The sequence below is a fragment of the Litorivicinus lipolyticus genome (assembly GCF_009650135.1).
In the GTDB taxonomy this organism is placed as follows: domain Bacteria; phylum Pseudomonadota; class Gammaproteobacteria; order Pseudomonadales; family Litorivicinaceae; genus Litorivicinus; species Litorivicinus lipolyticus.
This window is the reverse complement of the sequence record NZ_CP045871.1, coordinates 1445883-1471479: the sequence shown is the minus strand read 5'-3', so window position 1 is coordinate 1471479 and position 25597 is coordinate 1445883. Positions and strand designations below refer to the sequence as shown.

Annotated in this window: 24 protein-coding genes; 9 read left to right on the top strand and 15 right to left on the bottom strand. The window is 59.5% G+C overall.

The window, feature by feature from the left end; genetic code table 11:
- The first annotated feature begins 56 nt into the window (after positions 1-56).
- Genes GH975_RS07380 through GH975_RS07370 form a run of 3 tightly spaced genes read left to right on the top strand, consistent with a single transcriptional unit; the run spans position 57 to position 2458 of the window.
- Entirely contained in the window at positions 57-626 is a 570-nt protein-coding gene (locus GH975_RS07380; protein ID WP_153713905.1) for a DUF1439 domain-containing protein, read from the top strand.
- Positions 623-1333: a glycerophosphodiester phosphodiesterase gene (locus GH975_RS07375; RefSeq protein WP_153713904.1), complete on the top strand. Its 711-nt coding sequence runs from the start codon at positions 623-625 to the stop codon at positions 1331-1333. The genes GH975_RS07380 and GH975_RS07375 overlap by 4 nt, the downstream gene beginning before the upstream one ends.
- A 30-nt stretch (positions 1334-1363) precedes the next feature.
- Positions 1364-2458, top strand: coding sequence for a chorismate-binding protein (locus tag GH975_RS07370; protein ID WP_153713903.1), 1095 nt, complete (start codon positions 1364-1366; stop codon positions 2456-2458).
- Here the strand turns inward: GH975_RS07370 and GH975_RS07365 are convergent.
- From GH975_RS07365 to GH975_RS07350, 4 genes are read right to left on the bottom strand one after another with little or no spacing between them, the layout of a single operon-like run.
- Entirely contained in the window at positions 2448-3950 is a 1503-nt protein-coding gene (locus tag GH975_RS07365; protein WP_153713902.1) for a putative bifunctional diguanylate cyclase/phosphodiesterase, read from the bottom strand. The genes GH975_RS07370 and GH975_RS07365 overlap by 11 nt on opposite strands.
- Positions 3951-4010: 60 nt before the next feature.
- Positions 4011-4205 (bottom strand): hypothetical protein, encoded by a 195-nt coding sequence (locus tag GH975_RS07360; RefSeq protein ID WP_153713901.1) that lies wholly within the window; start codon positions 4203-4205, stop codon positions 4011-4013.
- Positions 4202-5644 (bottom strand): VWA domain-containing protein, encoded by a 1443-nt coding sequence (locus GH975_RS07355; RefSeq protein WP_153713900.1) that lies wholly within the window; start codon positions 5642-5644, stop codon positions 4202-4204. Before GH975_RS07355 ends, GH975_RS07360 begins: the two co-directional genes overlap by 4 nt.
- The gene (locus GH975_RS07350) at positions 5644-7584 is read right to left on the bottom strand and encodes an acetoacetate--CoA ligase (RefSeq protein ID WP_153713899.1); all 1941 of its coding nucleotides are present in this window, start codon (positions 7582-7584) and stop codon (positions 5644-5646) included. Before GH975_RS07350 ends, GH975_RS07355 begins: the two co-directional genes overlap by 1 nt.
- Positions 7585-7687: 103 nt before the next feature.
- Between GH975_RS07350 and GH975_RS07345 the strand changes: the two genes are divergently transcribed.
- Positions 7688-8875 carry a polyhydroxyalkanoate depolymerase gene (locus GH975_RS07345; RefSeq protein ID WP_170272586.1) on the top strand — a complete coding sequence of 396 codons (1188 nt, stop codon included), beginning with the start codon at positions 7688-7690 and terminating at the stop codon, positions 8873-8875.
- Between the two features lie 197 nt (positions 8876-9072).
- Here the strand turns inward: GH975_RS07345 and GH975_RS07340 are convergent, their stop codons facing one another.
- The 3 genes from GH975_RS07340 to phbB are packed head-to-tail and all read right to left on the bottom strand — an operon-like array spanning position 9073 to position 12757.
- Positions 9073-10776 carry a PHA/PHB synthase family protein gene (locus GH975_RS07340; RefSeq protein ID WP_153713897.1) on the bottom strand — a complete coding sequence of 568 codons (1704 nt, stop codon included), beginning with the start codon at positions 10774-10776 and terminating at the stop codon, positions 9073-9075.
- 4 nt (positions 10777-10780) lie between these two features.
- The gene (bktB, locus tag GH975_RS07335) at positions 10781-11962 is read right to left on the bottom strand and encodes a beta-ketothiolase BktB (RefSeq protein WP_153713896.1); all 1182 of its coding nucleotides are present in this window, start codon (positions 11960-11962) and stop codon (positions 10781-10783) included.
- 48 nt (positions 11963-12010) lie between these two features.
- Positions 12011-12757, bottom strand: a complete 747-nt coding sequence (phbB, locus tag GH975_RS07330; RefSeq protein ID WP_153713895.1) for an acetoacetyl-CoA reductase — start codon at positions 12755-12757, stop codon at positions 12011-12013.
- Between the two features lie 207 nt (positions 12758-12964).
- Between phbB and GH975_RS07325 the strand changes: the two genes are divergently transcribed.
- Complete coding sequence (locus tag GH975_RS07325; RefSeq protein ID WP_246164697.1) at positions 12965-13207, top strand: sulfurtransferase TusA family protein; 243 nt, start codon at positions 12965-12967, stop codon at positions 13205-13207.
- Here the strand turns inward: GH975_RS07325 and GH975_RS07320 are convergent.
- From GH975_RS07320 to GH975_RS07300, 5 genes are all read right to left on the bottom strand, one after another.
- Positions 13195-13758 (bottom strand): hypothetical protein, encoded by a 564-nt coding sequence (locus GH975_RS07320; RefSeq protein WP_153713893.1) that lies wholly within the window; start codon positions 13756-13758, stop codon positions 13195-13197. The genes GH975_RS07325 and GH975_RS07320 overlap by 13 nt on opposite strands.
- 113 nt (positions 13759-13871) lie before the next feature.
- Positions 13872-14879, bottom strand: a complete 1008-nt coding sequence (locus tag GH975_RS07315) for a DUF3080 family protein (RefSeq protein WP_153713892.1) — start codon at positions 14877-14879, stop codon at positions 13872-13874.
- Positions 14876-16219 carry an MATE family efflux transporter gene (locus GH975_RS07310; protein ID WP_153713891.1) on the bottom strand — a complete coding sequence of 448 codons (1344 nt, stop codon included), beginning with the start codon at positions 16217-16219 and terminating at the stop codon, positions 14876-14878. Before GH975_RS07310 ends, GH975_RS07315 begins: the two co-directional genes overlap by 4 nt.
- A complete protein-coding gene (locus tag GH975_RS07305) occupies positions 16219-16689 on the bottom strand; it encodes an elongation factor P hydroxylase (protein WP_153713890.1) in 471 nt (156 codons plus the stop codon). The genes GH975_RS07310 and GH975_RS07305 overlap by 1 nt, the downstream gene beginning before the upstream one ends.
- Positions 16683-17438: a TatD family hydrolase gene (locus GH975_RS07300; protein ID WP_153713889.1), complete on the bottom strand. Its 756-nt coding sequence runs from the start codon at positions 17436-17438 to the stop codon at positions 16683-16685. The genes GH975_RS07305 and GH975_RS07300 overlap by 7 nt, the downstream gene beginning before the upstream one ends.
- Before the next feature lie 91 nt (positions 17439-17529).
- Between GH975_RS07300 and GH975_RS07295 the strand changes: the two genes are divergently transcribed.
- Both GH975_RS07295 and GH975_RS07290 read left to right on the top strand, forming a co-directional pair.
- The gene (locus tag GH975_RS07295; RefSeq protein ID WP_153713888.1) at positions 17530-17988 is read left to right on the top strand and encodes a hypothetical protein; all 459 of its coding nucleotides are present in this window, start codon (positions 17530-17532) and stop codon (positions 17986-17988) included.
- Positions 17985-19979, top strand: a complete 1995-nt coding sequence (locus GH975_RS07290) for a 3-hydroxyacyl-CoA dehydrogenase NAD-binding domain-containing protein (protein WP_153713887.1) — start codon at positions 17985-17987, stop codon at positions 19977-19979. The genes GH975_RS07295 and GH975_RS07290 overlap by 4 nt, the downstream gene beginning before the upstream one ends.
- Here GH975_RS07290 and GH975_RS07285 read toward each other — a convergent pair.
- Positions 19976-20692 (bottom strand): hypothetical protein, encoded by a 717-nt coding sequence (locus GH975_RS07285; RefSeq protein WP_153713886.1) that lies wholly within the window; start codon positions 20690-20692, stop codon positions 19976-19978. The two genes, GH975_RS07290 and GH975_RS07285, sit on opposite strands and share 4 nt — an antisense overlap.
- 148 nt (positions 20693-20840) lie before the next feature.
- On the opposite strand from GH975_RS07285, the gene topA reads away from it, so the two are divergent.
- Together topA and GH975_RS07275 are read left to right on the top strand one after the other, a co-directional pair.
- Positions 20841-23495, top strand: coding sequence for a type I DNA topoisomerase (gene topA, locus GH975_RS07280; protein ID WP_153713885.1), 2655 nt, complete (start codon positions 20841-20843; stop codon positions 23493-23495).
- Positions 23492-23938, top strand: a complete 447-nt coding sequence (locus GH975_RS07275) for a hypothetical protein (protein ID WP_153713884.1) — start codon at positions 23492-23494, stop codon at positions 23936-23938. The genes topA and GH975_RS07275 overlap by 4 nt, the downstream gene beginning before the upstream one ends.
- On the opposite strand, the gene lexA is transcribed toward GH975_RS07275, so the two are convergent.
- On the bottom strand, positions 23935-24528 hold the full coding sequence (gene lexA / locus GH975_RS07270) for a transcriptional repressor LexA (RefSeq protein ID WP_153713883.1): 594 nt from the start codon (positions 24526-24528) through the stop codon (positions 23935-23937). The genes GH975_RS07275 and lexA overlap by 4 nt on opposite strands.
- A 35-nt stretch (positions 24529-24563) precedes the next feature.
- Complete coding sequence (argF, locus tag GH975_RS07265; RefSeq protein ID WP_153713882.1) at positions 24564-25496, bottom strand: ornithine carbamoyltransferase; 933 nt, start codon at positions 25494-25496, stop codon at positions 24564-24566.
- Between the last annotated feature and the right edge of the window lie 101 nt (positions 25497-25597).

Genomic DNA, 25597 nt, shown 5'->3' with positions numbered 1-25597 from the left:
TCAGGTCCCTAGCGTTGTCAGGCCATGCTCGCATACTAAAAAAAAAGGAGTCCAGCATGCGTTTCATCCCAGTTATCTTGGCGTCACTTCTAAGTGCCTGTGCCAGTGTCGATGGTTTATCAGGTCTGGACATTGACGAGGCCACGTTGCAGTCCGTGGCGAAAAGCCAATTACAGAGTCGGATGGGCGCGGACGGTGCGTTGCCGTTGGTGAACACGGCCATCATGGACATCTCCTTGTTGCTGGAAGACGTCGACTTGGACTTGGTGGCGGCGGATGGCGGTGCGGTGGTGGCTGGGTTTGAGTCAACACTGAACACCACAGTGCCGTTAATTGGCACCGTTAAAACTCGGCTGGCGCCCCGTTTCCAGGCCGGTCTGATGATCAAGGATGAGGCTATTTATCTGACATCCCCAAAATTGCTATCACTCGGATTATCAGAGGGTTATGATCAAAAGATTGATCAGTTTCTAGGTGAAAATGGCGGCGCCCTGACCCAGGCTCTGGACGCCTATTTTTCCAGCCAACCGATCTACCGGTTGGATTCGGATCCGCGCACGCGATTGGCCGCCAAGGTGCTGACGAACCTGCGCATTGGTGATGATCGCGTGTCGTTGGTGCCGTGACAGGGGTTTTGATCGGCGGGCACCGTGGCTGTGGTCGGACCGACGCCCGCGGTGGTCGCCAACGCGTCCCCCAGGAAAACAGCCATGCCGCAATCGCCCTGGCCTTCAGTGCCGGGGCTGATTTTGTCGAGGTCGACCTGTGCTTGGATGCGGATGGGCGTGGCTGGTTGATCCACTCCAGTGCCTTACACGAACACATCCATCAGCCACCGGCGCTGTATTTGGATCAACTGCCGTCACACCGTGTCGCCCAGCTGGTCGGGCTGGGTGGTCAGCCGCTGATGTCATTGAATCAATTGATCCAGCACTTTGGCGATAGCAGGGTCAACGTCGAACTGAAATTGCGCCAGGGCACGGGCCGCGCCAGCGATGGCGAACTGAGCCGATTGGGGTTGCCGAACTGGCCTGCGAGTTGGTGGTTGTCCAGTTTTGACGGCGCACTGCTGGAACAGGCGGATACGCGCTGGCCGGAGCCACGCAAAGGCTTATTGTTTGATGATGACATTCCGGCGGCGCTGAAATTTTGGCGCGCTCACCGGCATTTTTGGCTGCACCCGGAGCGCCAACTGCTGGCCAATATGCAGCCTTGGCCGGCGACACCGGTGGTGGCCTGGTCGTTGGCGCTTGACGCCGGTGTTGTCGACACGCGTTGCCATGCGTGGATTACCGATCAGATTGACGTTGGCGTCGGCCCACTGACTCGCTAGAGTACGCGCTTACTTGGTGGTCGGATCGGCATGACAACAACTCCTTACGCGCTTATGGGCATTGGCTCGGACACAACGCTGTGGTTCTCGGACCTGCGCGAGCGGCGCTCGGCCGGTGTCGATCGCGGGCCCGTCTGGCGCGAATTGCAGTCCGACTCGCAACGTCATCCGGTCACATTCGGTATCAGCTACGAAGCCTCGGTGGCGGATTTTCTGGGCACGGCGTCGGACCCGCTTCCCGGGCTGGATGCCTGCGTTTGGGGGCGTGTTGAAACGCTGTCGAATGACGAGGTGTTGGCCCGTTTGCCGGTGGCCGATTGCGCCCTCGAATGGTCGTTATCACAGGACTTCGAGCAGTGGCGTGCCGCCTATGACCGTGTTCAAGGTTATTTGGCGGCGGGGGATTGCTATCAGGTTAATTTGACGGTGCGCGGCCAGGGCCGGTTCGCAGGCTCGGCCCAGGCGCTGCATCGGCGGCTGCTGGCGCACCAGTGGGTGCCTTTTCACGCGCTGATGCCCTGGGGCGATGGGTGGGCCGTCAGCCAGTCACCGGAGCAGCTGTGGTCGGTCGACGGGGACGCCATACACTGCGAACCGATGAAGGGTACGATTGCCAATCACGATGATGATGCCCGCGCCCGCGCCCTGGCCAATTGGTTGGCCGATGACCCGAAAAATCGTGCCGAGAACGTGATGATCGTTGATCTGATCCGCAACGACCTCGGCCGGATCGCCGTGACGGGCAGTGTCCAGGTGCCGATCGCTTTTGAAGTGCGGCGCTTTCAAACGGTTCAGCAAATGGTCTCGCGTATCCAGGCGCAACTTGTCGATCCGCGGCTGGACGCCTGGGCCCGTGCGTTGATTCCGTTTGGCTCGATCACTGGGGCACCGAAAAAACGCGCCATTGAAGTCATCACCGAGCTGGAAAGCACGCCACGCGGACTGTACACCGGCAGCCTGGGTTACCTACACCAGGGCCGATCGGTCGCCAATGTTGCGATTCGAACCCTGACCCATGCCAATGGCCACTTCGAGTTTGGAGTCGGCGGCGGTATCACGGTCGGCTCCGAGGTTCAGGATGAGTGGGACGAAGTGCACTTAAAAACGCGCTTTCTCAATGCATAAGCCGGCTGCGCAGCTCGCTAAAGGGTTGAGGGCGGGCGGTGTAGAAGCCCTGGATACGGTCGCATTCAAAGCTGGATAGGGTCGAGAACTGGCCTTCGGTTTCGACGCCTTCGGCCACTACCTTCATGCCCAGTGATTTGGCCAGTGCGATAATGCTACGAATCACGGCGCTCTGGCTGCCGTCCTGGTCCAGCTTAACAATTAAAGATCGATCGATTTTCAGTTCATCAAATTGAATCTGGCCCAATCGCGCCAGGCACGACTGGCCGACCCCGAAGTCATCAATCGCGATTTGGACACCTTGTTGCTGCAACCAATGCAGGCTACTGAGCTTGTCCGGGTCGGTCGGCAGCTGCTGTTCAGTGATTTCAAGGATCAGCCGGCCGAGGTCAAACTGATGGCGATGGCAGCGGTCGGCAATGGCATCCGCCATGCTTTGATCAATCAGCTGCGGCGGCAGATTAATCGACAGGTTCATGTCTGCGGTTTCGCTGACGTTCCATTCGCGCAAACTGGTTTCGAGCACGAACTCGGTCAGTCGACTCATCAAGCCCTGGGCCTCAAAGACCGGTAGAAACTCGTTCGGCGGCACCGTGCCCAGGCTCGGGTGATTCCAGCGTATCAGCGCCTCGGCGCCGGCCTTACCGGTGCCCAAAGGCACCTGCAGCTGATAGTGGACGCTCAGCTGACCTTCGGTGAAGGCGGCTAGGGCGCCTTTGGCGACCGCGCGTGCGCGCATATAGGCACGCTCAATATCGGTATTGAACAGGACCACGCCGTCGCTCACTCTTGTCGCTTCGCGGCTGGCCAATTCGGCATGCCGGATCAGGTGCTCGACCGTGGTGCCGTGTTGCGGTGAGGTCGCCATGCCCACTGCGTAGCGCATGCGGATGGTGCCAAATTCCAACGCGATCGGCTGACCCAACTCCTCGATCAGTGCGGCGGCGGTGCCGGCGGGCTCATCATCAAGCCGCACCAGCACGACAAAGGCATGGGCGTTGATGCGGCTGGCCATGGCGTCGTTTTCGGCGCAGTGCATCGCTAGGCGGCCGCCGAGTGCTTGCAGCACCATGTCCGCCGCGCGGGTACCGCGCAAGGCATCGACGTCGCGGAAGTCTTGGATCGCAATGTACAGGCACAAAAATTCATCGTTGGACACCAACGGCGCCAGAGCGTTGGTCATGGCGTCGCGGGTCATCAAACCAGTCAGACGATCGTTTTGATCCATCCAGGTCAGTTGCCGGCGCAGACTGGCGGTTTCCTCAGAAGCGTTGATAGTGGACGGCGATAGCGCCAGCCAAAGGCTGTCGTGACCCAGGTTGATCGCAGCCCAACCGGCGGCGCGCACGTGTTGTTGGCCTCGCTCAATCGCCGCCAGTAGCGCACGCGGAGGCGGGTCGTCCGCACTCAGCGTTACCGCATGGCCAGCCGCGAGCTGAACCAAGGTCAGGGAGTGTCGATCAGCGAATGCTTTGAGGCCTAAATTGGTCATGGTCTAAGCCTAGACTACTGGCCTGAAATAGGGCGCGAAAGTCGTGTTTTGTGAGCTGGGTCAACTAAGCAAATAGGTGGCGTTGGCAACCACTAAAAACGACACCAGAAAGCCCATGCTACACAGGCGTATAACGTCCATGCGTTCGGTCTTTCGAAGCACCTGTGGTCGAATAACGCCAACCACTGCAGCCAGCACCCACATGACACAGGCTATATAACCCAAGCCTTGCAGTGTTTCCCAAAGTCCGTTCATGATTTTTTCTCGGCCCGTGCCAACCAAAATGCCAGCGCAATAATGATCGCCAATAATACGCCCCCGATTGCCCACAACCACTGGGACAGCGTCAAGCCGGACTGCAATACCGGCGCAGCCAGTACCTCGGCCGGTGTTGCCGAGGCTTCACTGGCCGGCTGGGTGCTTGTGTCGACGCTGGCGTCGGCGCGCGCGGGCGCCTTGAACTGAGTGATCGCCTGGGTCGTATCGGATTCGAGTGCCGCCGCCGCTTGTATGGCGATGACGCGCAGCGAGCGGTCGATCTTGCGTTCGATTTGGGCGGCGCGGGCTAAAACGCTGATCTGGTAGTCGCCCGCCGCCAGTTCTGGCAGCCGTGCCTGAAAGCCAGTCAGGTCACCTTTGGCCGTCAACGTCAGCGTTTGCAGCACGGCACCGTCTTGGCTGATGGTAGCGCTGACCCGCAGTCCCGGCATCGCAGTGATTGGGGTGCCGTCACGTTTTATTTCAGTCACCAGGTTGATCGGTTGGCCAACCTCTACGGTGCTTGGGAAGTCAATCAGCGCCAGTTCTAACTGCGATTCAACAAAAACGCGGTCGGCTTGGTTGCCGACTACCGTCCATTCGCCAAGTTCCGGATCGGTGATCTGGTAAAGCTGGTAGCCCGCGGTGTCCTCGTACTCGATGCCGGGGATGTTGGATTCAGGCGTGATGACGCGGCCGCTGGGGGAGCGCAGTACCAGGGGTGGGTTTTCGCCATCGCCTTTGAGGGCGATCACGGTCTGTTGCTTGACACTGTCATCAACGGTAAAGCGACCTTCGCTCACCGGCAGTTGGTTGTTCGGCAATGCGATTTCCAGCGCATTGATCAGCACCGGGATTAACTCGGCGGCACCGGACAGTGACGCACTCAGTCCCCCCGTGGCCTGGGCCAGGCGGCTGAGCAGTGCCAGATCCGCGTTCGATGAAAGGCCGAGGGTGTGAATTCGGCAGTCTTGGGCGACTGCCTGGCGGGTCAACTGGCTTTCGATTCGGGCGCGGCTTTCGCGGATGGCGGCGGCTCCGGCCTTGAGGTCAATCAGGCCGTCTGTGACCAGGATGACATGGCAGTCGCGCTGGGCACTGGTCGGTGGCGCCAATCCCATCGACAGGGCGTTTTCGATGTCGGTGAATTGATCAGCGCTGGAAATCTGTTCGGCTTGGGTCAGGGTGGCGCTGCGCCAATCGTCGTCGACGTTGCCGTAGTTAACCAGGGTGCGGGTATCGGTGCCAAATAGCCAAACGCCAGCACGTGATTGCGCGGGCAATAGCCGGGCAATCAGCTCGGCCGCCGGTCGGCGCAACGATTCCGGGTCATTCGCTTTCATGCTGCCGGATACGTCAATCAAGACCCGAAGGTCCGACGCCGCCAGGCTTGATAATGCGAGCGTCAGCCCGGCCACTAGTCCCAGAAATCTCATTAGTTAGTCAGTGCGTCCAAATTTTTAAAATAGTCCAAGGCCCCAGGGTTGGCCAAGGCTTCGGTGTTCGCTACCGGTTCATTGTGTACCACAGAGCGAACGGCCAGTTCTACCAACTTGCCGCTGCGGGTACGAGGCAGTTCGGGGACCTGAACAATTCGCGCCGGCACGTGGCGGGGTGTGGTGTGGGTACGAATTTCGGTGCGCAGCGTTTTTTCGAGCGCCGCATCCAGGGTCAGACCGTCGCGCAACACCACGAACAGCACAACGCGCACGTCGTCCTCCCAGCGCTGGCCGATCGCAAGGCAGTCGATGACCGACTCGACGCGTTCGACTTGGCGGTATATTTCCGCGGTGCCGATACGCACGCCGCCGGGGTTCAGCGTCGCGTCGGAGCGGCCGTGGATAATGTAGCCACCCTCGACGGTCTGTTCGGCGTAGTCACCGTGGGCCCAAATACCTGGGAAGCGATCAAAGTAGGCGGCTTGGTAGCGGCTGCCATCGGGGTCGTTCCAAAAACCGACCGGCATTGACGGGAAAGGGGTGGCGCAAATCAGCTCACCTTTGCCAGCGCCTGGGGCCAGTTCATTACCGGCCTCGTCGACAATGCGCACGTCCATGCCAAGCCCAGCGCGCTGGATTTGGCCGGCATACACCGGGGAGGTCGGATCACTCAGGACGAAACAGCTGACGATGTCGGTGCCGCCGGAAATGGACCCCAACAACACGTCAGACTTCCAGTCCCGGTAGACAAATTCAAAGCTTTCGTGGGCCAGTGGTGACCCGGTTGATAGAATCGCTTTGAGTGACTCGAAGGGCGCCATGTCACGCGGCACCACCGCGGCTTTTTCGAGCGCGGCCAGGTATTTGGCGCTGGTGCCGAAGACGCTAAATCGCTCGGCGTCGGCCAGTTCTACCAAGGCCGCTGGGCCGGGGTAGAAGGGCGAACCGTCAAATAGCATCAGGGTGGCGCCACTGGCCAGTCCAGTGACCAGCCAATTCCACATCATCCAGCCCAGCGTGGTGTAATAAAACAAACGATCGCCGGCCTGCAGTCCGACATGCAACCGATGCTCTTTGGTCAGCTGGGCTAGGGTACCGCCGGCGCTGTGAATAATGCACTTAGGCGCGCCGGTGGTCCCGGAGGAATACAAAATGAACAGTGGGTCGCGAAATCCGACTGGCGTGTATTCAGGCGCGCGCGGTGCGGCAATCAGGTCTTCAAGTCCGTGCGCAGGCACCACCGATGCCGCCAAATCAGCGGGCGCACCCGCATAGCTGACTCTAACAATGGCCTGTAGCCCGGGTAGGCTGGCGGCGACGCTCTGAATTTTTTGCCAAGCATCATGCGTCTTGCCGTTGTAGTGGTAGCCGTCGACACAGAACAGCACCTTCGGGCGGGTCTGGCCAAAACGATCGAGCACGCCTGAGGTTCCAAAATCAGGCGAGCAGCTGGTCCAGATGGCGCCGACGGCGGCACATGCCAGCATCGCCAGCACCGCGTCGCCGCCGTTGGGCAAAAAGCCGGCGACGACATCGCCGCGCCCGACACCTTGAGTCCGCAGCCAGTGACTGAGTGCGCCGACTTGGCCGCGCAATACGTCACGGCTGAGCTCGCGGCGATCACCGTTTTCTTTCAACTCAACAAATGCGCTGCCGGTGTAGTGGGGCGCTAAACAGTTTGCGGCAAAGTTCAGTTGCAGGTCTGGAAACCACTCGGCGTCCTTCATTTGCGGCGCGCTAATCAGGCTGGGGCTAAGGCTACCGTTGGTGATGATGTCGGCATGAGTCAACCACCCGGCCCAAAATGCACCCGGTTGCTCAATGCTGAATTGATGCAAGGCTTGGAAGGTCGGTGCCAGTCCAAAGTGCTGGCATAGCCGGCTGATTTCGCTGGCGTCGATCTGATCCTGGGAGGGTGTCCAAAGTGCAGTGGTCATGTGGTGGCGTTTCCTTTGTCGCAGAGTTGGCATTTAATGATGGTGATTTGTTATGTTGCAGTGCACACTTTGGCTCAACACAACTCGAGGTTCAAGGATCGTTATGCTGTATCAGGCCCAAGACATGCTCGCGCGATTCCTCGCACCTGGCAACTTTGTCGTCTCGTCGATGCGTAAATCGATGTCCAATCCATTTAGCCCAGCCCACTATATGCCCGGTTCGCGCTTGATGCGCGCCCAGCTTGAACTGCTGGAGCGCCAGACTGCAAACTACCCTAAACCCGATTGGGACTTGGGCGTGGCGACTCGCGTGGTGCTTAGCCACGACTACTGTGATCTGATCGAATTTGAAAGCGACTTGTCGGCGGATGCGCCGCGGGTGTTGATGGTGGCGCCGTTGTCGGGGCATTGGGCGACGCTGTTGCGCTCAACCGTGGCTGAATTCTTGCCAGACCATCGGGTCTACATCACGGATTGGAAGAACACCCGTGATGTTCCGGTTAGCGTTGGTGGATTCCATCTGGATGACTACGTCGACTATTTGTTGACTTTCAGCGAAGCGATCGCAGCGCCAGTTCATGTGGTCGCGGTCTGCCAGCCCTCGGTGCCGGTGTTAATGATGGCGGCGGTTCAGGCCATGCAAGGGCGCGATCAGCATGTCGCCAGCATCACCCTGATGGGGGGACCGATCGACACCCGTTTGAGCCCGACTGAAGTTAACGATTACGCTGCCAATCGCGACTTGGAATGGTTCGAGAAAAACGTCGTTAAGACGGTACCCTGGCGTTTTGCCGGTGCCGGCCAAAAGGTCTACCCCGGTTTTATTCAGCTCAGTGGCTTTATGGCGATGAACTTCGACAACCACATGAGTAAACACTTCAAGTTTTTTGATGATCTGATTAACGGCGACGGCGACAGTGCCGAAAAACACCGTCAGTTTTACGACGAATATTTGGCGGTCATGGATTTGCCGGCGGACTACTATTTGGAAACATTGGACCGCGTATTTATTCAGCACCTGCTGCCGAAAAATAAGATGACGTGGCGCGGTCAGGCCATCGACATGACGGCGATTGTTAGACCCGCGCTGATGACCATCGAAGGCGAATTGGACGATATCACAGGGTTTGGTCAAACCAAGGCCGCACAGGATTTGTTGGCTGGGATCGATGAATCGCGCAAGTTGCACTGGCTGCAACATGGGGTCGGACACTACGGAATTTTCAACGGACGAAAATTTCGCGACGTGATTGCACCTAAAATCAAAGACTTTATGGCGTCTTCGATCTAAGTACAGGATCAGCATTTACGCGCCGCAGCAAAAGAGTAGGCTGGTTTTGCACTGCACCATTTATGCCGGTGCGGTCGTCTGACTTTCTGTGGAGTCAGGCGGTGACTAACCTAGCGATCTTCGCGCGTTTGTTGCCCATGAGCGCGCTCTTGGATACAACCCCGAAACCTTGATGGTTTCGGGGTCTTTTTTTACCGCTAAATGCGGACTTTGACGTACTCACCGGGCGCCGGGTAAAGCGCGGGGTAAGTGTCTGAACCGAGGGTCTCAGGCGCCGCAACCTGGCTGTCACCCTGGGCTTTAACCCACGCTGACCAGTGCGTCCACCAGCTGCCCGGGTGTGATTGGGCGGTATCCAACCAATGATCCGCGCTTTGCCCCAATTCGCCATCGCTCCAGTAGTTGCGTTTATTTTTGTGCGGCGGGTTGATGACACCGGCGATGTGGCCGCTGCCGCCCAACACAAAGGTGGCCTTGCCGCCCAGCAGTTGGGTGCCCTCAAAGGTCGCCTTCCAAGGTGCAATGTGGTCTTCCAATGCAGACAGGAAGTAGCACGGGACTTTGACTTTGGACAGGTCAATCGACTTGCCACAAACCTCCAGCTGGCCGTCCTTCAACTTGTTGTTTAGGTACAGCTCGCGGATGTAAAACGCGTACATTTCCGCCGGTAGGTTGGTCGGGTCCGAGTTCCAGTAAAGAATGTCGAACGGCGGCGGAGTTTTACCTTTCAAGTAGTTATTGACCACGTAGCTCCAAATCAGATCATTCGAGCGCAGTAGATTGAAACCCAGGGCCAGGGACTTGCCGCTGAAGTAGCCTTCTTTGCGAAACGCAGCTTCGCGTCGGTCGACTTCGTCCGGCTCTAAAAATAGACCCAGTTGACCGGGATCGCTGAAGTCCAACAGCGTGGTTAAGAAGGTCGCGCTGTCAATGCCATTGTCGCGGCGTGACTGCATCACGGCCATCGCACAGGCCAGCAAGGTGCCACCAACACACCAGGACACGGCATTGATTTTTTTACTGTCGGCAATTTCACGCACGATCTTGGTCGCTTTGATAACGCCTTGGTCGACGTAGTCGCTCCAGCTGGTGTCGGCGTACGACGCGTCAGGGTTGACCCAACTGACCACGAACACCGTGTTACCTTGAGCCACCGAGTACTCGATGAAGCTGTTGCCTTTGCCCAAGTCCAGGATATAGAACTTGTTGATGCAAGGCGGCACGATCAGCATCGGCTTGGCGTTGACCTCGGGGGTTGAGGGTGTGTATTGAATCAACTCGAACAGGTGGTTTTTGAAGACCACTTGACCGGGCGTTATGGCCAAGTTTTCGCCGACTTGAAAGGCTGCTTCGTCGGTCATGGTAATGCGACCTTTTTCGACGTCGCCCAACAGGTTCTTCCAACCGTTAAGTAGCGACTGGCCGCCGCTTTCCATGGCTTCTTTGAGCACCTCGGGGTTGGTCGCGGCGAAGTTGCTGGGGCTCATGGCATCGATGTAGGCCTGGGTATAGAACTGCAGTTTCTCTTTGTCTTTGTCTTCGACCGGTGCGGCCTCGGCCCACTGGCTCATCATGTCGCTAACCAACAGGTAGGACTGGGCAATAAAGTCGTACACCGGCTGGTCTTCCCAGTGCTCGGACTTAAAGCGGCGGTCTTGGGTTTCTGTCGGTAGCCCCATCATTTGTTGCCACAAATTCATTTGCTGACGTTGAAATTGGGTCAGGTTCTCGACCCATTGGGTCGGGTCGTGCCACTGGGTTGAGGCCAACTGCGTCCAGGCCTCGGTCAGCTTTTCAATCGATGCTAGGTGATCCGGGTGCGACAACCGCGCCATCATTTGCTCGGTTTGCTCGGTCAGTTCTTTGAACAGCTGGTTGGGATCATTGCTGGGTGCATTCATTTGATTACAGTCTCTCAAATAGGGCAGCGACGCCTTGGCCACCGCCGATACACAGGGTGGCAATCGCATAGCGACCTTGGGTGCGGTGCAGCTCATAAATGGCTTTGGTGGCGACAATGGCGCCGGTCGCACCGATGGGGTGCCCTAGGCTGATGCCCGACCCGTTAGGATTGACCCGGGCCGGATCCAGTCCCAGTTCAATGCACACGCCAAGCGCCTGGGCGGCAAAGGCTTCGTTGACTTCCCAGACATCGATGTCGTCGATCCCCAGTCCGGTTTTTTCCAGTAACCGGCGTGTCGCGGGCACCGGTCCTAAGCCCATGACCTTGGGGTCCAGGCCGACAAACGCATAGTCGACCAGGCGAGCCATGGGCGTGGTGTTTTCGGTTCCGGGGGCACCGGCTTCGGCCAACACCAGCGCGCACGCGGCATCGTTGATCCCGGATGCATTGCCGGCGGTCACGGTGCCGTCACGCTCAAATGCCGGGCGCAGTCCAGCGAGTGACTCGGCCGTGGTGTCGGCCTTGATGTGCTCGTCCTGGTCCAATGTCATGGGCTTGCGCCGGACTTGGGTTTCGATGGCCGTAATTTGGGCGTCAAAACGGCCTTCGGCTTGGGCCTGTGCCGCGCGTTGGTGGCTCAGTGCCGCCAATGCGTCTTGTTGCTCACGGGTGATCCGGTGCTTGCTGGCCACGCGTTCGGCGGTAATGCCCATGTGGCAGCCGTCAAAGGGGTCGGACAGCGCACCGAGCATGGCGTCGACCATGGTGGCGTCGCCCATGCGTTGGCCAAATCGCTGTGAGGGCACCCAAAAGGGCGCTCGGCTCATGACTTCAGCGCCACCGGCGACGGCGATTTTCGCCTCGCCGTCGTTAATCATTTGGGCCGCACTGATGATTGCACTTAAACCGCTGCCGCACAGTCGGTTCAGGTTGAAAGCAGGGGTGGTGTCGGGCATGCCAGATTCGAGGGCACAGGCCCGCGATAAGTACATGTCTTTGGGTTCGGTGTTGAGCACGTGCCCCATTACGACGTGGCCGACCAAGGCCGGGTCAATGCTGGCGCGGTCCATCGCCTCGCGGCAAACGGCAGTGGCTAATTCGATCGGGGTGGTGTTTTTGAACATGCCGCCAAAAGTGCCGATGGCCGTCCGGGTCGCGCTCAGAACGTGAATTTCCTTTCGCATGAAACCTCCTAATGAGCGCCGGGGCGATTGCCCGCCCCGGCGGTAACGCTAGAACATGTGCTGGCCGCCGTTAATGGCGAGGTTGGAACCGGTGATGAAACCGGCACGCTCACTGGCCAAAAAGGCTACGGCGTTGGCGATTTCTTCGGGCTGCCCCAAACGACCGACCGGAATGGTCGAGGCGATTTTCTGTAGCACCTCGTCACCGATGGCTGCCACCATGGCGGTCAGCACGTAACCCGGGCTGACGGTGTTGACCGTGACGCCTTTGGACGCGACTTCTTGGGCCAGCGACTTGGTGAAACCGTGCATGCCAGCTTTGGCGGCGGCGTAGTTGGTTTGACCAAATTGACCTTTTTGCCCGTTGACGGACGAAATGTTGATCACACGGCCCCATTTGCTGTCCATCATCGGCTGGATGCACAAACGGGTCATGTTGAACACGCTACGCAGGTTCGCGTTCATGACTTCGTCCCACTGATCTAGGGTCATCTTGCGGAAGGTCGAGTCACGTGTAATGCCGGCATTGTTAACCAATACGTCAATGCTGCCGTGGCGTTCCAAAATGGCATTGACGCAGGCTTCGGAGCTGTCCGGGTCCGACACGTCCCCATAGGCTACGTCGATGTTGAAACCGTCTTTGACTTGCGCGGCTTGCCATGCCTGGGCTTTCTCGTGCTTGCCGCCACTGTTGTAGCCGGCGACCACGGTAAACCCTTGTTGTGCTAATTCACGGCACAACGATGTACCAATGCCACCCGTACCGCCGGTGACCAATGCAACTTTACTGCCCATTACTGCCTCCCTGCTTCGCCCGAATGAATTGACGAAGAAACGTGAAACGGTGATTGGGTCTGTGAACCCAACACGACGAAAGCGCCGCTACCGTCAAAAAAGTCCAATTTGCGTCTCAGAATGTAAGATGCATTGTTAGTGTTACGCGAAACCGTCACCGCTGTCCTGTGTTGGTGATTGATTCGGGGCTAAAGTATGATCATTGGCATGATCGATAGCGAACAGGGTACTAAGACCCTAAACACCCATGGCACTTGGTGTCCGGAACCCATTAGCCTGCTCAGCGAGGCCATCGACTCGATGGCGCCGGGCCAGCAAATTCAGCTGTTGTGCTCGGATCCAGCGGCGCTGCGCGACGTGCCAAAATACTGCGCGGCCCTGGGCCATCGGTTGCTCCAGACCGACCAGGACAGCGATATGAATTCGTGCTTTCTGATTCAGATCAAATAAAGCCTGCGCAGCCCGATAAATCGCGCCTCGATCGGACCGTCGGCGCTTAGCTGAGCGGCTTGGATAGGGTCGACAATGCCGGCATAACCGCGCAGTTTGCGACCATCGACGCGCCGCAGCATGGGCGGGTCAGTCAAGGTCGATGTCTGCTCAACTAAGGGCGCCGCTTCGCCGGCCGCATTCAAACGCCAGCCTATAACGCGCTTAAATTGCCAGTCGCCGGCGCGGTAAACGGCCACGCGATGGCCGTTGGACTCGGGGCTGGTCAGGGCGACCCGCTCTGGGCCCTGGCTGAAATGGCCGTGACTGGCGCGCAAGCTGGCGTCAACGTAGTTGGGAGGCGTTCGACTTACAGCGCCACTGGCGGCATCGACATAGCCTTTAAATCGGCTGCCCAGGGCGTCGACTCGGACCAGCTCGCCATCAAATGCGATCATGCCCGCGCACACGCCGGTGTCGCTTAGTGACCACGCGACCAGAGGCCGGGCGATTAGTTGCGCCGGACCAAACCCCAAATCATACAAGGCCTCGGCGCCATCCAGTTCTGGCATCAGGCGGACGGTTTTGTGGCGTCGCGCGAAACGAGCAGCTTGGAGGTCAACAATGCAACTGTCGGAGAGGTTTTTCACACGCAAAGTATAGGAAAGCTGTGGTGGCGCGTTGCCTAGGGTTTGGTACCTATGGGCAGTCCACACGCCGTTAGCAGGTTTTTCCACGCCAAGGCATGCGCCCGCGTCGCCTGACGCAGCTGATCAGGGTGCCAGTCAGTGGCGAGCCAATCAACGACAATGCCGGTTTGCTGTTGATGGGTACTGAGTAATTCGTGCAAGCGTCGTCCACGCTGGTCCAGGGTCGTCAGCATCGGCTGGACCTGATCTAAGTAAATTGCCTCGAAGACCGTGCGCGCCAGCAGCCCTTGTTCGGGCGTGCGTGGGCCTTGGCACAGTCGGTGCGCATCAATCGCCGCGGTCAGGGTGTCCAGGTGGTGGCGTGCCAGGCGCTGACTGTTGATCCAGGTAGCACCGGTCGGTGCCGCTTGAACGCGTTGTGCGGCTTGCTCCAGCGCCGATAGCTCCAAGGTGGCCCCCGCGTCGGCGGCGCCGAGTATGGCCAGGTAGTCGTCCAGCCCGCCAAGGCCGGTCGAGGTCACCTGATCAGGGCCGAGGGCCGCGGCGCTCGACTGAAAATAGCGATCAAACTCGGGGGCGGCGAACACCGCGTTAGACAGCAACTGTGGCCACAGGCTTTGGCGATGTGCGATCAGCGCGCGTAGGCCGTCCTCGGCACCGGTGCCCTGAATGGCGGCGGGGGGCTGGGCGACACAGGCGCGCGCCAAACGCAGCGCTTGCTGGGTGTAAACCAGTTCGGCGGTGGCCGGGGCGACCTTGCCCAGGGAATTATTATTGCCCGCGATCAGCGGCACCAAGCCACAGGGACCGAGGGCCAGAGCCTTGCCCAGCGAGGTCCGGGATTCAGTCAGCGCAACCCGGCGTTGGCTGCGGGGGGTGAGTATCCCGACTGGCGCCACCGGCGTCAGCGTTAGCGGTTGTTCCAGGACCCGTCCCAGGCGGTTGGCGTAGTCGTCCCAGACTGCGGCGGCGGGGTCCGAGCGTAGGCTGAGCGCGGCGATCACGGACAATGCAGCGGCCAACCCGAGCAGCCACCGTGTCATGGCGCGCCGTTGGGTGCTGAGCGGTGGTGCATGCGCAGGCGCCAGCCCATACCGACGCTGGCAAGGGTCAGGCCGACAATCAAAAACACCCAAAACCCGCTGGCGCCGGTTGCGGTTTGGCCAAACCAGCCGCGCCCGAGCCACATCCCACCCGGCAGCGCAATCAACCAATAGCAGACCAAGGCGACCAGCAAGGGGCCTTTGGAGTCTTCCCAGCCGCGCAATACGCCCGCAGCCACCACCTGTACCGCATCCGGTATCTGGTAAACCGCCGCCAGCAGTAGCAGTCCAATCGCCAACGTTTGGACATCGTTGGGCGCGCCATACCACGCCACGATCGTGCCGCGAAACAGCAGCGTCAAACCACAGGTGATGACCGCGAACGCGCAGCCCAAGGCGATCGCGGCGAGCCCGCTGAAGCGAACCAGCGCCCAGTCGCCGGTGCCACGTAGGTAGCCGACCCGCGCCGTGGCCGCCATGGCGATGGCGAGCGGGAACATAAAGATAATCGAGGACAGGTTCAGTGCAATGGTGTGCCCGGCGATAGCGACTGCGCCCAGCGGCGCCAGCAGCAAGGCAATAATCGCGAACACACTGGCCTCTGCAAAGATGGCGATCCCAATCGGGGTGCCCAGCGCCAACAGGGCGTTCAATTGCCCGGCGTTCGGCCGCCACTGGCTGCGACTAGGGCGGGCCCGTGCGAACACGACCAGCGCCAGTGCGAGTGCCGCCAGCCAGAACAAAATAGACGTTGCTACGCCACAGCCGACCGCGCCCATCGCCGGCAGCGCGCCCCAGCCAAATGCCAAAGCCAGGCTGAGTGGCACGTTAAGAGTGACCATAACCACGGCAATGACCATTTCAGCGCGTGTCGTGCCCAGGCCAATTTGATAGCTACGTAGGGCCTGGTAAAGGCAAAACCCAGGCAACCCCCAGGCGATGGCGTCCAAATAGCCGGCGCCGACGGCGAAGGTCTGGGCATCCATGCCAAACCAGCCCAGCGCGCTGGAGCCACCGAACCCCAATGCCAATCCCGCGACCAGCCCAAGGCCGCCACCCAGCCATACGCTTTGGGCCAGTACGTGCGCGACCCGGGTCGCTTGGCCGGCGCCATAGGCGCGCGCGGTAATCGGCGATACGGCGTAGCACAGCCCGGTCAAAAACAGTGAAATAGGCATCCAAACGCCAGTCCCGACGGCGACCCCCGACAGGTCATACAGGCCTGCGCGACCGGCCACCAAGGTGTCAACGGCCCCCATGCCGGTGTAGCACAGCTGGGCAACTAACAGCGGTGCGGCAATTCGCCAAATGGTTCGCCATTCATTTAATAGACGGGTCATCACAGTCCTTTGAGTGCGGCGATAAAGCGATGCGCCCGGGTTAAGCGATCGTCGCGCAGGGCGATACGCTTGGCGGCCTCGGCGATGGCGGTTTGAAAGTTCGTGATCGTGGCCGGTGGCGCCGTGAGGTTGTCAATGCTCGGTGTGAACTCAATCGCCAACGCGTCGCAAAACAGTGACTCGATGGCCTGCGGGACAACCTCCACGCGTTCGAATTCGCGCTGCTGGTCGGCATCGCGGCCATCCGCTTCGTACCAATACCCATAGTCGTCCTGGGTCCGGCGGTATGATCCGGCGACACACCAGTGGGCCGTTTCGTGCAGTGCACTGCGCAGGAAATCCGCGCGGTACTGGATTTGGGCTGGAGGGCCGGCGCGGTAAAAGGGCTCGTCAAAGCCACCGGCGAGGGTGGTGGCATAGTCGTGAAAGCAGGCGTTGAAGACCGCTTCGATATCAGCGCCGGTCAGCATTGGAACAGCGCACGGGCGTTGGCGGTGGTCTGGTCAATTAACGTAGCAGGGTCTTCGCCGCGCAAGGCAGCAATGCCGATTGCAATGTGACTGATAAAGGCCGGTTCGTTGCGCCGAGGGCGCGGCTTTAAGGTGCGCGGCACCAGGTACGGGCTGTCCGTTTCAATCAACAGCCGATCCAAGGGGATGTGCGGAACAATGGCCGCCAGCGATTGGCCTCGACGTTCATCCAGGCACCACGCGGTTAGGCCGATCGATAAACCGGCGTTCAAATACCCCTCCAGGGCGATTCGGTCGCCGGTAAAGCAATGAACAACCCCGCGCAGCCCCGGTCGTGCCTGGACCAAGGACAGCAGGTCGGCACTGGCCTCCCGATCATGCATCAGTGCCGGTTTGCCCAGCCGCAGTGCGGCGTCCAATTGTACGCAGGCTACCTGTTGCTGGGTCACCCGATCGCTTAGCATTCGGTAGTAATCCAGCCCGCATTCGCCGATCGCTACGCAGCGCGGGTCCTGCCACATGGCTTCAAAGGCGTCGCCACCGGCGAACTGGTCAGCGTAGTGGGGGTGGGTGCCGGCGGTCAGGTGAACGCGCGAATCCCAGCGTTGATCAAACAGATACTGGCTTTCTTCTAGATCGGTGCCCAAGGCCAGCAACCCCGAGACGCGGGCTTGCCAGGCTTGGCTCAGGATGGCCTCGGTCCGTGGCCGCAATTGGGCGTCGGCTAGGTTGACAGCAATATCGAACATGGCGCGCAGTGTACGGATTTTGGTCGCGCTTTGCTTTCCAAATTGAGTCAGTTAAGGCAAGTTGTGCGCTGCATTAAAAAGGACAGAAGTTATGGCATTGACGCTCTCGCTATTGGTTGCGGTGGTTTTGATCTTTTCGGGTCTCAGTTGGCTAAGGCCATCGCCGATGGAGAAACGCCAGATGCAGGCTCGCCAAGCCGCGCGAAAAATCGGCTTGCACCCGCACGTACGCGCGCTCAGCGCCTGGGCTAAGCAACGCTCGGACCGACCGATGCTGCCGTTTTACTCATTGGCCGGCGGCGTTGGTGAGCAACATTTTTCAATTTGGTTGTCCGGTGCGGAATGGGTTGGCCAACCCGATAGCCCTGGCAGTCATCTGATTTCCGAGTCTCTAAGTGGCTGGCTTAGCGAGCGCCCAGACGCGGTCATCGGCGTCGAAGCCAATGCCAGCCAAGTCGGCGTGTGGTGGCAACACGAAGACGAATCCCAATTGGCGGCGCTGGCCGCCTGGCTCAAAGCCTGCCCCCTGCGAAAAGGATCGAACGCATGAACACCGTACAACTCACCGCCGGCGCTGACCGTTGGGTCATGACCCTGAACCAGCCCAAGGTCAACGTCCTAGGCGAACAACTCATCAATGACCTAGACGCGGCGATTACCTGCGTCGAGGCTGACCCCAAGCGCCTTTTGATCGTGCAGTCGGCCCACAAAGACTTCGTGTTAGGCGCCGACATTAACGCCTTCTTGGTTTGGTTTTCAGACGACGCCGCGGTGGTCAAAGCCCGCATTGCGGATACCCAGCGCGTGTTTGATCGGTTTGCTCGCTTGCCCTCGATTGTGGTGGCGCGAATGTCCGGATTTGCATTAGGTGGCGGTTACGAACTGGCCTTGGCAGCCGACTACCGTGTCGCCGACAGCAGCGCTCGAGTTGGCCTGCCCGAGGTCACCTTGGGGCTGTGCCCGGGTTGGGGTGGCACCGTTCGCAGTTCACGCTTGCTGGGGGCGAAGGCCGCTACCGACTTTGTTTTAAGCGGGCGGCCAGTCAAGGCGGCGAGCGCGCTCGAATGCGGATTGCTCGACGCCATTGCCGACACTGACGACGCCTTTGAAGCCTTTGTCAGCGGTGAGCTGTCGCCCACCCGTATGACCGACCTAGGCGCGGTGACGCGGCCCGAACCGGTAACCACGGTCGACCCCGTTCCCGGTCAACTGGCCCAGGCCAGCATTTCTCGGCTGATGGCCAAGGCCCAGTTGCTGGATTTGCGTGCGGCCCAAGACGCCGAAGTGGATGCCTTTGTGGCGCTCGCCCAGAGCGGCGAAGCGCACGCGCTTATTCAACGTTATTTAAACGATCAAGCGACCAAACGCGCTGCGCGCAAAGCGGCTCAAGGCGGCGTCCCGGCGACCCGCGTGGCGGTGCTGGGTGCGGGCATTATGGGCGCGGGCATTGCGTGGCAATGTGCCGTCAGTGGCATGGCCGTGGTGGTCAAAGATATCCAGGCCGAAGCGCTGGATGCGGCGCGCCACGAAATGCAGCGCTTGGGTGCCGGTCAAATCAAAAAACAGCGGATGAGCGACGAACAGGTGGCTGCGGTTCAGGCCCGCGTCAGCTATGACTTGGCAATCGAGGCGATTGGCGACTGTGATTTGGTGATTGAGGCGGTGACTGAGCGTGCCGACATTAAAACGGCGGTTCTGCAACAGGCCGAAGCGGCGGTGGCAGCCAGCGCGCTGGTGACCTCTAACACCTCGACCCTGGCGATCACCGGGCTGGCCCAAGGCATGCTGCGTCCAGCCCAGTTTGGTGGTCTGCACTTCTTTAACCCGGTGCCGGTCATGCCGCTGGTTGAAGTCATCGTCGGCAAGGATACGGCAGCGGCGACGACCGCGAATTTGGTGGCCACCGCGACGGCGTTGGGCAAGCGCGCGGTGGTGGTTCAAGACTGCCCCGGCTTTTTAGTCAACCGGGTGCTGTTCCCCTACCTAAATGCCTTCGATACGATGCTGGCGCTGGGGCAATCGGTCGAGCGGGTCGACCAGACCATGGCTGAGTTTGGCTGGCCGATGGGGCCCGGGTTCTTGGCCGACGTAATTGGCATCGACACCTGTGTTCACGCCAGTGACGTGATGGCCGCAGCCTTTCCAGATCGGATGACGCCGCCGCCATTATCCAGTCTGCGGGTGCTCCATCAGCGTGGTCAGCTTGGCCAGAAAAGCGGGCGTGGGTTCTACCACTATGCGCCCGCCGCAAACGGACGCCTGGAGCGAGGTCAACCAGCCGACTTGGAATTGGGCTTGCCGGTCCAAGAACCCATGGAGTCGGCCGATATTTTAGGCTTGATGATGGCGCCGATGATCGAAGAGCTGGCACGATGTGTCAGTGAAGGCGTGATCGAAAGCGCCGCGGTGGCGGACTGTGCGTGTTTGATGGGGCTCGGCTTCCCGGCCTATCACGGAGGGCCCCTGTATTGGGCTCATGCCAATGGCTTTTGGGACGGGCGCACGGACGCACTAGCGTTGGCGGCGCGCGAGTTTTACTAAAGGCTGGCGGGCGGTTGGTTGAGCATGTCGATAAAGGCCTGCTCGATCGAATCACCGCCGCTGAGTGACGCCTCTAACTCAATCCGGGCTTGCTTGGCCATGCCCATGCCAATGTCGTTAACCTGTTGCCCGCGGTTGGCTTTGGTCGGCGTGCTGAGCATCGGTGATCGCAGTAAGGTACGTGCCTTGCTCAGGTTGGCACGGCACTGCTCGTGCTGTTTGGAGGCGGTGATCATGTTGACGGTGTCGCTAAGCAAGGTATCCAGCTGGACCAGCGCAATGAGTTCATTAATTTCGATCAACAGGTCGGGGTCTTGGGTCGCGGTCGCCAGCGCATCGCGCATCGCCGCCAGTCGCAGTTGGACCGGCGGGACCGCATTTAAATTGGCGAGCACGAAAGGGCCGGCGGCGCTGCCGGGGGAATCGGGCGCTTCGTCGCCCAGTCGCGTCGCCCAGCCTTGCTTGGGGTCCATGTTGGCGAGACGTTGGACCAACGCTTGACGCATGCCGTGAAAGGCTTCGCGCAGCACCAAACTGGAGCCAAGTGCATCCAGCAGAGCCAGGCCTTCGTCCAGTTCGCGTACGGTGCGCGACAGTTTTGTAATCTGTAAACGGCGCGCAAGTTCAGCCTGCTGGCGCTGGTACAGCCAGGAGCTCAGGGTCAGCGCGCCGACCGCGGCGATCAGAATGAATAGGGCAATGTTAGCGTCCATGGGACTCCCAGTTTAGAGCTTTAGTTATCGACTGATGTAGAAGTTTCTTGACCCGCTCGACTTGACCTGCTTTGGTAAAAACGCGTATACCACCGCCGATCGGGGCACTCCATTCCGCCCTGATTGCTAATTAATAGAAGGATCAACTGTGACCAAACTGGTTATCGTGGAGTCGCCTGCTAAGGCCAAAACGATCAACAAATACCTGGGCAAGGACTACGTGGTCAAATCAAGCGTCGGTCACGTTCGGGATTTGCCGACACAGTCCAAGAAAGGGCCGATTGACACCAAAGAGCGTGCCCGCAAGGCGGCCTACACGCGCTCCCTGCCACCCGAGGAAAAAGTCCGCTACAAGGCCGAACAGGCCCAGTTGAAGCTGATTGAAAAGATGGGCGTTGACCCGACGCATGACTGGGACGCGCACTACGACGTCATTCCGGGCAAAGAAAAAGTCGTCAGCGAACTGCAAAAACTGGCCAAGAACGCTGACGAAATTTATCTGGCGACGGATTTGGACCGCGAAGGCGAGGCGATCGCCTGGCACCTAGCGGAACTGTTGGGCGGCGACCCGAGTCGCTACCATCGGGTGACCTTTAACGAGATCACCAAGAAAGCTATTCAAGAAGCCTTCAAAGAGCCGGGCAAGCTCGACATGGACATGGTCAACGCCCAGCAGGCGCGGCGCTTCCTGGACCGTGTGGTTGGTTTTATGGTCAGCCCGCTGCTGTGGGAAAAGATTGGGCGCGGCCTGTCGGCCGGTCGGGTTCAGTCAGTCGCACTGCGCTTGGTGGTCGAGCGCGAACGTGAAATTCGTGCCTTCGTGCCTGAAGAATACTGGGAGCTCAAAGCCGACCTTAAAGGCACCATCGGCGAGGCCCGTTTCGACGCCACCAAGGATCATGGTAAAGCGCTGAAGCTGGTCAACGAAGCCCAAACCCGTGCGATTATGCAGCGGATCAAGAGCGCCGGCGCCTTGAGCATTGCCAACCGCGAAGACAAGCCGACCCAAACCCGGCCGACTGCGCCCTTCATCACCTCGACGCTGCAGCAAGCCGCGAGCACGCGACTGGGCTTTGGTGTTAAGAAAACCATGATGATGGCGCAGCGTCTGTACGAAGCGGGCCACATTACCTACATGCGTACCGACTCGACTTTTTTGAGCGCGGACGCCCTGGCCGCCGCTCGTGAGTTTATTAGCGATCAATTTGGTCCCGAGTACCTGCCGGCCAGCCCCACGGTTTACGGTAACAAGCAAAATGCTCAGGAAGCGCACGAGGCGATTCGTCCGGCCAACGTCGGTGTTTCGTCCCATGCTTTGGTCGGTGTTGAGCCGGATGCGGTGCGATTGTACGAGCTGATCTGGCGTCAGTTCGTCGCCTGCCAAATGGTCGCCGCGCGATTTACCTCGACCAACGTGACTGTGATTGCGGACGGCATCGAATTGAAAGCGCGCGGTCGGGTGCGCCTATTTGACGGTTTCCAACGTGTGATGACGCCGGCGGGATCGAAAACGGATGAGCCAATCTTGCCGGACTTTAACGTGGGCGAAACGCTTGAACTGCAAGACCCGATGCTGCCGTCGCAGCACTTTACCAAGCCGCCGGCGCGATTCAGCGAGGCCGCCTTGGTCAAAGAGCTGGAAAAGCGCGGAATCGGCCGCCCGTCAACCTATGCGGCCATTATCGGGACAATCCAAGACAAAGGTTACGTGCGCGTCGAAAGTCGCCGTTTCTTTGCCGAAAAAATGGGCGAGATTGTCACTGACCGTTTGGTCACCTGCTTTGACGATCTGATGGACTACGAGTTCACCGCGAATATGGAATCGCGCTTGGACGGCGTCGCCCAAGGCAAGACCGGATACAAGACCGTGCTTGATGATTTTTACGCCGGGTTCAGCCAGAAACTGACCCATGCCCAGGAAGAGATGCTGGGTAACCAGGCCACGCCGACCAACATTAGCTGCCCGAATTGCGAGCGTCCGATGTTGATTCGAGTCGCCACTACCGGGACCTTTTTAGGCTGCAGTGGCTACAACGCCGGCAAAGACGAAGATCCGTGCAAACAAACAATTAACTTAGTGCCCGGTGACGAAGCCGTGGCCATCAGCGCCGGGGTCGACCAAGAGGAAGTCGAGGTCCAGGCCTTGATGAGTAAGCGCCGCTGCGGGCTGTGTAACGCCGCGATGGAGTCGTTTTTGGTCGACACCGACCGAAAACTTCACGTCTGTGGTAACAACCCAGACTGTGCGGGATTCGAGGTCGAGCAGGGCAGCTTTAAAATTAAGGGCTACGACGGTCCCAGCCTGGACTGTGACAAGTGTGGCAGCGAGATGCAGCTAAAAACCGGCCGCTTTGGCAAGTTTTTTGGGTGCACTGGCACCGACTGTAAAAACACTCGCAAACTGCTGAAAAACGGTCAGCCGGCACCGCCGAAAATGGACCCTGTGGTGATGGCTGACCTGCGTTGCCGCAAGGTCGACGATCATTACGTCTTGCGTGACGGCCAAACCGGTTTGTTCTTGGCCGCCAGTGGTTTTCCGCGCAATCGTGAAACGCGTGCACCGCTGTTGCATGAAATTCGTCCGGTCGCCGATCAATTGCCAGCGAAATATGACTATCTGTTTAAGGGGCCTGATAAGGACCCGGATGGCAACGCCACGCTGGTTCGCTACAGCCGAAAAACCGCCGAGATGTACCTAGGCAGTGAAGGAGCGGAGGGCAAGCCGAGCAAGTGGAAGTCGTTTTGGAATGGTAAACAGTGGCTTGACGAAGCCAGCACCAAGAAGGCGGCGGCCAAGGCGTGAAGCTTGGTCAGGTCCACCGTGCGCTGTACTTGGCACAGGTTCAGTGCGATGCCTGGGAGCGCGTGAGTGCAGACCAACAGCTGTCGTTTGAGTTGGGTTGCCTGTGGTTTCTAAACCAAGCGCAAAATGCTCTGGTGGATGCGGTCCGCGAACACCATGGGTTGCGTGGCCCAGGCGACGAGGTGGCGACACGTGCGACTCTGGCGGCTCGGGATTTGCCCAGTGGCGCCTTGGACCAAGTGCTGGCCTGGCCGCTCTGGTCAGCGTCACGCAAAGCGTTGGCCAGTGCTGGACAATCCGCCGCCGTCAGCGACGGACAAATCGCTTTGGCGGACCAGGATCAGATGTTGATACGTCAGGCCGCCGAGCGCGGCTACCGTGATTGGTGCGACTCGTTGCAGGCGCTACTGGATCAACTTAGCGGCGCCTACGCCGAATACTAGGTCCGAACCAAGCCCAACATTTTTCCTTCGATCCGAAACTCGTCCGCCGGGCCGACTTTGATCGGCGCGTAGCTGGGATTTTCGGCAATCAATTCGATGCCTTGGGCGTTGCGTTGGAAGCGTTTGACGGTCACGTCTTCGTTGACCCGAGCCACCACGATGTCGCCGTTCTGGGCAGTTTCACAGGTAGCCACCCCTAAAATATCGCCATCCATAATGCCAATGCCGATCATGCTATCGCCGTCGACGCGCAGCAGGTAATCGGGCAGGGCGCCGAACAGGGCGGCCGGAAAATCGATGTGAGCTTCGATGTTAGCTTCAGAGCTGATCGGCATGCCGGCAGCCACTTTGCCAATCAATGGAATACCCTCGTCTTGGTCCAGCAGCAGGCGAATTCCGCGTGAAGCCCCGCGGGTCAATTCAATGTAGCCCTTGCGGGCCAGCGCTTTGAGGTGTTCTTCGGCGGCGTTAGCACTGCGAAACCCGAGGTCACGGGCCAGTTCGGCCCGTGTCGGCGGCACACCTTGCGAGCCCATGTGCTTACGGATTTGATCGTAAACGCGTTCTTGTCCGGGGCTTAGGGCTTGCATAAAACATCCTCTGGGGTTTTAGACAGTATGCCGTTTTATACAGGCTCTGGGAAGCGCTCCCCTAGCACCAAGAACTCCATCAGTGCTTTTTGGGCGTGCAGGCGGTTGCCGGCTTCGTCAAAGACTCGGCTGCGAGGATCGTCAAGCAAGGTGTCGCTGATTTCTTCGCCGCGGTGGGCTGGCAGGCAGTGCATGAAAATCACCTCGTCTGAGGCTTGGTCTAATAGCGCCTCGGTCACTTGGTAGGCGGCGAAGTCGGCTTCGCGCTTAGCCTGCTCGTTTTCCTGGCCCATGCTCGCCCAGACGTCGGTGGTGACCGCATGAGCGCCTTGGACGGCCGCAGCCGGGTTGCGCTCAATTCGCACGTTGGCGGCGTGCTCCGCCAGCAGTTCGGGGCTGACGTCGTAGCCCGCAGGTCCGCACAGGACCAGGTTAAAGTTCAACAAGCTGGCCGCATCCATCCAACTGGCGGCCATATTGTTACCGTCACCGACCCACGCGATGGTCTTACCTTCGATCGGGCCGACGTGCTCTTCGAAGCATTGGATGTCGGCCAATATTTGGCACGGGTGATGGTCGTCGGTTAGGGCGTTAATGACTGGGATGCTGGAATAGGCTGCGAAGGTTTCGACCATGCTGTGGTCGTAGGCGCGGATCATGACCAGGTCGATCATCTCGGAGAATACCCGGGCGGTGTCCTCGACCGGCTCACCGCGTCCCAGCTGGGTGTCACGCGGGGACAAAAACAGTCCAATGCCGCCCAACTGAAAGATCCCGGCTTCGAAACTGACGCGTGTCCGAGTGGAGGACTTTTCAAACACCATGCCCAGCGTCTTGCCTGCCAAGGTGGGGTGGCGTGTGCCGCTGCGCTGTTCGGTTTTTAGGGTCGCGGCGCGGCGCAACACCGCCCGAATTTCGGGGGCGCTTAGGTCGTTAAACCGCAGAAAATGCTTCGGTGCTGGCTTCATGCTAAGACTCGCAAAAAAGCGATTGAATATACACAGCGACGCTGCGCCTGCAAAGGTTTTGCAACTACGACGTTGTGGTGACAGCATACGCCCCCATCAAC

Bases quoted from the DNA above. Each gene is read 5' to 3' on its own strand.
- GH975_RS07380 (WP_153713905.1), top strand. From the start codon at position 57: ATGCGTTTCATCCCAGTTATCTTGGCGTCACTTCTAAGTGCCTGTGCC.
- GH975_RS07370 (WP_153713903.1), top strand. From the start codon at position 1,364: ATGACAACAACTCCTTACGCGCTTATGGGCATTGGCTCGGACACAACG.
- GH975_RS07365 (WP_153713902.1), bottom strand. From the start codon at position 3,950: ATGACCAATTTAGGCCTCAAAGCATTCGCTGATCGACACTCCCTGACC.
- GH975_RS07360 (WP_153713901.1), bottom strand. From the start codon at position 4,205: ATGAACGGACTTTGGGAAACACTGCAAGGCTTGGGTTATATAGCCTGT.
- GH975_RS07355 (WP_153713900.1), bottom strand. From the start codon at position 5,644: ATGAGATTTCTGGGACTAGTGGCCGGGCTGACGCTCGCATTATCAAGC.
- GH975_RS07350 (WP_153713899.1), bottom strand. From the start codon at position 7,584: ATGACCACTGCACTTTGGACACCCTCCCAGGATCAGATCGACGCCAGC.
- GH975_RS07345 (WP_170272586.1), top strand. From the start codon at position 7,688: ATGCTGTATCAGGCCCAAGACATGCTCGCGCGATTCCTCGCACCTGGC.
- GH975_RS07340 (WP_153713897.1), bottom strand. From the start codon at position 10,776: ATGAATGCACCCAGCAATGATCCCAACCAGCTGTTCAAAGAACTGACC.
- bktB (WP_153713896.1), bottom strand. From the start codon at position 11,962: ATGCGAAAGGAAATTCACGTTCTGAGCGCGACCCGGACGGCCATCGGC.
- phbB (WP_153713895.1), bottom strand. From the start codon at position 12,757: ATGGGCAGTAAAGTTGCATTGGTCACCGGCGGTACGGGTGGCATTGGT.
- GH975_RS07325 (WP_246164697.1), top strand. From the start codon at position 12,965: ATGATCGATAGCGAACAGGGTACTAAGACCCTAAACACCCATGGCACT.
- GH975_RS07320 (WP_153713893.1), bottom strand. From the start codon at position 13,758: ATGCCAGAACTGGATGGCGCCGAGGCCTTGTATGATTTGGGGTTTGGT.
- GH975_RS07315 (WP_153713892.1), bottom strand. From the start codon at position 14,879: ATGACACGGTGGCTGCTCGGGTTGGCCGCTGCATTGTCCGTGATCGCC.
- GH975_RS07310 (WP_153713891.1), bottom strand. From the start codon at position 16,219: ATGACCCGTCTATTAAATGAATGGCGAACCATTTGGCGAATTGCCGCA.
- GH975_RS07305 (WP_153713890.1), bottom strand. From the start codon at position 16,689: ATGCTGACCGGCGCTGATATCGAAGCGGTCTTCAACGCCTGCTTTCAC.
- GH975_RS07300 (WP_153713889.1), bottom strand. From the start codon at position 17,438: ATGTTCGATATTGCTGTCAACCTAGCCGACGCCCAATTGCGGCCACGG.
- GH975_RS07295 (WP_153713888.1), top strand. From the start codon at position 17,530: ATGGCATTGACGCTCTCGCTATTGGTTGCGGTGGTTTTGATCTTTTCG.
- GH975_RS07290 (WP_153713887.1), top strand. From the start codon at position 17,985: ATGAACACCGTACAACTCACCGCCGGCGCTGACCGTTGGGTCATGACC.
- GH975_RS07285 (WP_153713886.1), bottom strand. From the start codon at position 20,692: ATGGACGCTAACATTGCCCTATTCATTCTGATCGCCGCGGTCGGCGCG.
- lexA (WP_153713883.1), bottom strand. From the start codon at position 24,528: ATGCAAGCCCTAAGCCCCGGACAAGAACGCGTTTACGATCAAATCCGT.
- argF (WP_153713882.1), bottom strand. From the start codon at position 25,496: ATGAAGCCAGCACCGAAGCATTTTCTGCGGTTTAACGACCTAAGCGCC.